This is a genomic window from Collinsella aerofaciens (assembly GCF_040920445.1).
Lineage (GTDB): Bacteria > Actinomycetota > Coriobacteriia > Coriobacteriales > Coriobacteriaceae > Collinsella > Collinsella aerofaciens_BH.
This window is the reverse complement of the sequence record NZ_JBCOTQ010000082.1, coordinates 1-5,065: the sequence shown is the minus strand read 5'-3', so window position 1 is coordinate 5,065 and position 5,065 is coordinate 1. Positions and strand designations below refer to the sequence as shown.

At 62.1% G+C, this 5,065-nt stretch carries 5 protein-coding genes; 4 read left to right on the top strand and 1 reads right to left on the bottom strand.

Annotated elements, in window-relative coordinates; translation table 11 throughout:
* From AB5405_RS09480 to sufU, 4 genes are all read left to right on the top strand, one after another.
* Positions 1-663, top strand: a 663-nt coding sequence (locus AB5405_RS09480; RefSeq protein ID WP_368138311.1) for a SufD family Fe-S cluster assembly protein, incomplete at its 5' end; no start/stop codon positions are given.
* Entirely contained in the window at positions 663-1,934 is a 1,272-nt protein-coding gene (locus AB5405_RS09475) for a SufB/SufD family protein (RefSeq protein ID WP_368138309.1), read from the top strand. The genes AB5405_RS09480 and AB5405_RS09475, both read left to right, overlap by 1 nt.
* The gene (locus AB5405_RS09470; RefSeq protein WP_368138308.1) at positions 1,931-3,256 is read left to right on the top strand and encodes an aminotransferase class V-fold PLP-dependent enzyme; all 1,326 of its coding nucleotides are present in this window, start codon (positions 1,931-1,933) and stop codon (positions 3,254-3,256) included. The genes AB5405_RS09475 and AB5405_RS09470 overlap by 4 nt, the downstream gene beginning before the upstream one ends.
* Positions 3,249-3,683, top strand: coding sequence for a Fe-S cluster assembly sulfur transfer protein SufU (gene sufU / locus AB5405_RS09465; RefSeq protein ID WP_368138307.1), 435 nt, complete (start codon positions 3,249-3,251; stop codon positions 3,681-3,683). The genes AB5405_RS09470 and sufU overlap by 8 nt, the downstream gene beginning before the upstream one ends.
* 65 nt (positions 3,684-3,748) lie before the next feature.
* Here sufU and AB5405_RS09460 read toward each other — a convergent pair whose 3' ends face one another.
* The gene (locus AB5405_RS09460) at positions 3,749-4,558 is read right to left on the bottom strand and encodes a transposase (RefSeq protein WP_368138305.1); all 810 of its coding nucleotides are present in this window, start codon (positions 4,556-4,558) and stop codon (positions 3,749-3,751) included.
* Positions 4,559-5,065: the final 507 nt, after the last annotated feature.

Genomic DNA, 5,065 nt, shown 5'->3' with positions numbered 1-5,065 from the left:
GTCGAGCTCTTTGTGGGCAAACGCGCACACCTGCGCTACTCGACCATCGAGAACTGGTCCAAGAACATGTACAACCTCAACACCAAGCGTGCACGCGTGGACGAGGACGGCGACATCGAGTGGATCAGTGGCTCCTTCGGCAGCCACGTGGGCTACCTCTATCCCATGAGCGTGCTCAACGGCCGCCGCGCCCGTTCGAGCTTTACCGGCATCACCTTTGCCGGCGCCGGCCAGAACCTCGATACCGGCTGCAAGGTCGTACTCAACGCGCCCGAGACCTCGGCGACCGTCGAGACCAAGGGCATCTCCAAGAGCGGCGGCATCCAGACCTTCCGCAGCTCTATCGTGGCCACGCCCAAGGCCGAGGGCTCCAAGGCAACCGTGAGCTGCCAGTCGCTGATGCTCGACGACCAGAGCCGCTCCGACACTATTCCGGCCATGGACATCCGCGCCAAGAACGTCGACATCGGCCACGAGGCCACCATCGGTCGTATCGGCGACGACAAGGTGTTCTACCTGATGAGCCGCGGTATCTCGGAGGAAGAGGCCCGTACCATGATCGTCAACGGCTTTGCCAACCCGGTCTCCAAGGAGCTGCCGTTGGAGTACGCCGTCGAGATGAACAACCTGATCAAGCTCGAGATGGAAGGAGCGATCGGATAATGAAACAGACCACGAACACCGCTGCTACCACCCTTGAGCAGGTCAATGCGATGCCGGCTGCCACATGGGGCTGGCTGAAGATGAATCAGACCAAGCTCGAGCTCTCTGACGAGCTTGCCGCCGCTCCCACCGAGGCCGTTGAGGTCGAGGGCTTGGACGAGCAATTTGCTGGCGTGGCAGACGCGTTCGACGCCGCCATGGACGCCATGGCCGAGCGCTTCCCCGAGCGCCGCGCCTCCGCCCCGGGTGATGCCGCCGACCGCGCCCGCATCACGCCCGAGACCGAGCTCGACGTGCCCGCCACCTCCGTCTACCAGGCCGGTGCCATTAAGCTGGAGGAGGAGCTCTCCCCCGCTGAGGCCTTCGAGACTGGCATGGGCGAGGCTGCCTACACCTACCTGGCCGACCACGCCACCAAGCGCGTCGTCATCGATGTGCCCGCATACAAGCACGCCACGGTTACCGTGCGTGTGAGCGGTGTCGATGCTGCCGCGACCATCGCCGCCATCGACGTCGTCGCCCGCCCGCAGGCAACGCTCGACCTGCAGATCGCCCTGGACTCCCCCGTTGCCGGCCAAGGCGTCGTGGGTTCCGTGCTGCGCGTGTGCGCCCACGAGTACGCCACCGTCAACGTGACCTGCACGCAGACGCTCGACGATAGCTGGATCGCGCTCGACGACACCGGCCTGTTCCTGGACGAGGGCGCGCGCGTCAACGTGCAGCACAGCGTCCTGGGTGCCGGCGCCAGCGCCACCGGCCTTGCCGGCGACCTGCTGGGCGATACCGCCAAGGTCACCATCGATACTGACTACCTGGGCGCCCGCGAGCAGGTGCGCGACTTTAACTACGAGCTGCGCCACCGCGGTCGCAAGACCGAGTGCGAGATCGACGCCAACGGCGTACTGACCGGCACGTCCAAGAAGGTCTACCGCGGCACCATCGACCTCGTGCACGGCTGCAAGGGTGCAACCGGCACCGAGCGCGAGACGGTGCTTTTGGCCAACAAGGGCGTCGACAACAAGACCGTCCCCGTCATCCTCTGCGACGAGGACGACGTTGCCGGCAACCACGGCGCTACGATCGGCCACGTCCGCGACGAGCAGCTGTTCTACCTCGCCTGCCGCGGCCTTGACCAAAACGCCGCCGAGGACCTGTTCATTCGCGCCAAGCTGGAGGACGCCGCGCTTTCCGCCACCGACGAGCGCACCCGCGCAGCCGTCGTCCGCTTGGGCAACAACCTGATCAACAACTTTGAAGAGGAGCTCGCATGATCGACACCGAGCACGTTAAATGCGATACCTGTACCGCACCGGAGCCTATGGAGCTCGACGCCAGTGACGAGGCCTCGCGCGGCTGGCCTACCGTCGACATCGAGACCAATCCCTACAAGGCACAGTTCCCGCTTTTCCAGCAGCACCCCGAGATCGCCTTCCTCGATAGTGCCGCCACCGCGCAGCGCCCCGCCTGCGTGCTCGACGCCGAGCGTGACTTCTATCAGCGCATGAACGCCAACCCCCTGCGCGGCCTGTACTCACTGTCCGTCGAGGCCACCGACGCCATCGCGAAGGTCCGCCAGCAGATCGCCGACCTCATCGGCGCCTCACAGGCCAACGAGGTCGTCTTCACCCGTAACACGAGCGAGTCGCTCAACCTGGTAGCCAAGAGCTTTGCGCCCACGGTGCTGGAGCCCGGCGACGAGGTCGTCATCACCATCATGGAGCACCACTCCAACCTGATCCCGTGGCAGCAGGTCTGCCGCGAGACCGGTGCCAAGCTCGTCTACCTCTATCCCACCAAGACCGGCCAGCTCACGACCGAGGAGGTTCTGTCCAAGGTGGGCCCCAAGACCAAGATCTTGGCTGTGGGCCAGGTCTCTAACGTTCTGGGCGTTGAGAACCCGGTCAAGAACCTCGGCAAGCTCGTGCACAAGTATGGCGGCTATCTGGTCGTCGACGGCGCGCAGTCGCTGCCGCACATGCCGGTCAACGTGGCCGATCTGGGCGCCGACTTCTTTGCCTTTAGCGCGCACAAGGCCATGGGCCCCATGGGCATCGGCGTGCTGTGGGGCAAGATGGACCTGCTCAACGCCATGCCGCCCATGCTCACCGGCGGCGAAATGATCGATTCGGTCACCGAGCAGGACGCCGTCTGGGCGCCCGTCCCCGAGAAGTTCGAGGCTGGCACGCAGGACGCCGCTGGCATCTTCGCCACAGGCGCCGCCCTCGACTACCTCGTCAACACGGTGGGCTACGAAAACATCCAGGCACGCGAGCAGGCACTTGTCCACTACCTGATGGGCGAGCTCATGCAGCTCGACTTTGTCCAGATCATCGGATCCATCTATTGGGACAACCATCACGGCGTCGTGAGCTTTAACGTCAAGGGCATCCACCCGCACGATGTCGCGAGCATCATGGACATGGACGGCGTTTGCATCCGCGCCGGTCACCACTGCGCACAGCCGCTGCTTACCTGGCTGGGCGTCGAGAACCTTGCCTGCTGCCGCGCCAGCGTGGCCTTCTACAACGACAAGGCCGACATCGACAAGTTCATCGCCGGCCTGCATCACGTTTGGAGCACGTTCAATGGGTAATCTGTACACCTCCACCACGTTTATGGAGCACAACTCGCACCCCGACTATAAGTACGAGATGGATGCCCCCACGCACGAGCATGACGGCATCAACCCCAGCTGCGGTGACGAACTCACCTTGCAGCTACGCGTCGAGAACGATGTAATCGAGGAGGCGTCCTTTACCGGCCACGGCTGCGCCATCAGTCAGGCCAGCGCCGACATCATGGCCGACCTCATCACCGGCGAGACGGTCGAGGAGGCGCGTCGTCTGGCAGAGCTTTTCCTCGCCATGATCCGCGGCGAGAAGCTCTCCGAGGAGGACCTGGAAGACCTGGACGAAGCCGCCCAGCTCCAGGACATCTCGCACATGCCCGCCCGCGTCAAATGCGCCGAGCTCGCCTGGCGCACCCTCGACGGCATGCTCACGGGACATAATAATCAGTAGTATTTATCCCAAATCTTAAGATTTTTGTTGGCCGAATCGCTTGACAAGAGCGGTTCGGCCATTTTCTATTCCGAGAGCTCAGCCTGTGCCTTCACCCGCGCATAAGCGCGCACGATACGAGAGACGGTACTTTTGCCAATCCCGGTATACCGCTCAATCTGGCGCACCGTAAAGCCGGCATTGTTCAATCCAACAATAACGGTATCGCGCTGCGCCGGCGGTGCAGTTTTAACAACATTGAGCGGAACCCCGAGGCTCTTCGCCATCTTGTCGGCAAAGGCGTGGCGTTCACACTCTGTCTCTTTCATATCGCACAGCGCCGGCTCGCTACCGTCGGGCGTCGAAAGCGAATGGGCAATAAAGCCCTCGGCAGAACCAAAAAGCTCAAGCACACAAGAAGGATCAGAAAATCCCCTCGCGACATCAGCCGCGTCACCGTCGTAAGCGCGCAAATGCTCGGCAAAGCTGCTCCAGGGATAACGCTCGATTAAGCTGATGCCAGCCTCCTGCGGATCGGCGTGTACGGAGCGAATAGCCTCCATCATCTGCCAGTCGGTATCGAGCGAGCGCCGGTCAAAACGGTTCTGGAACAGATGGCCTGTGCGCCTCATGCGTTTATTGAACCGCCGCGCGTACGTCAAAAGCAGTCGGTGCATCGCCGCGCTCATCCTGTCCTCGTAATCTGCAAGCACCAAATGCACGTGATTGCCCATAAGGCACCAAGCGATAACCGTCACACCCTCCTCGCGGCAGCACTCGCGCATCAGCTCCAAAAACTCCCACCGGTCCTCATCGCCCTCAAAGATGAGCTGCTTGCCCGCACCGCGAGCACAGACATGGTAAAAGCCCGTAACCGTTCTCCAAACGCGCTGCATGGCGCTCCCTTCGCCGGGATCTGCTTGCCATCCAATACAGCACGATTGAAGCGTGCCATCAAAACATTCACGCAAAACAATACGCTCGCGCGGCCAAAGGCAGTAAACGGGCGGCGAACGGCACCGTTGCAACAGGCCAACCCCTGCAACGCTTACAAGAGCTGACCAAAAGCTTGCCCAAGACGGACCCCCTCTACGGAAGTTCACGACCACAGAACATAGAGTTAAACCGTTTCAATTAAAACTTCCGGACTTCTCGCTACGAAAACTGAGCCGTTCGCCGAATATTCCGTGCATTTCGCGGTATTATAGGGGCTGCATGTCATGTCCCTTTCGAAGGGTCGCCCGGCAATCGCCAGCCACGACCCCCAGACGGGACGCCAACACGATAGAGAGGAGAGGCATGCAGTACTCACAGGAAGTGGAGAACATGTGCCCCGTTGCCAAGGGTGCATACCACGGCCCCGCACCCATCCCCGAGGAGGGCAAGTGGGTCCAGGCTAAGGA

Coding starts and splice junctions, on each gene's coding strand:
- AB5405_RS09475 (WP_368138309.1), top strand. CDS start 663: ATGAAACAGACCACGAACACCGCTGCTACCACCCTTGAGCAGGTCAAT.
- AB5405_RS09470 (WP_368138308.1), top strand. CDS start 1,931: ATGATCGACACCGAGCACGTTAAATGCGATACCTGTACCGCACCGGAG.
- sufU (WP_368138307.1), top strand. CDS start 3,249: ATGGGTAATCTGTACACCTCCACCACGTTTATGGAGCACAACTCGCAC.
- AB5405_RS09460 (WP_368138305.1), bottom strand. CDS start 4,558: ATGCAGCGCGTTTGGAGAACGGTTACGGGCTTTTACCATGTCTGTGCT.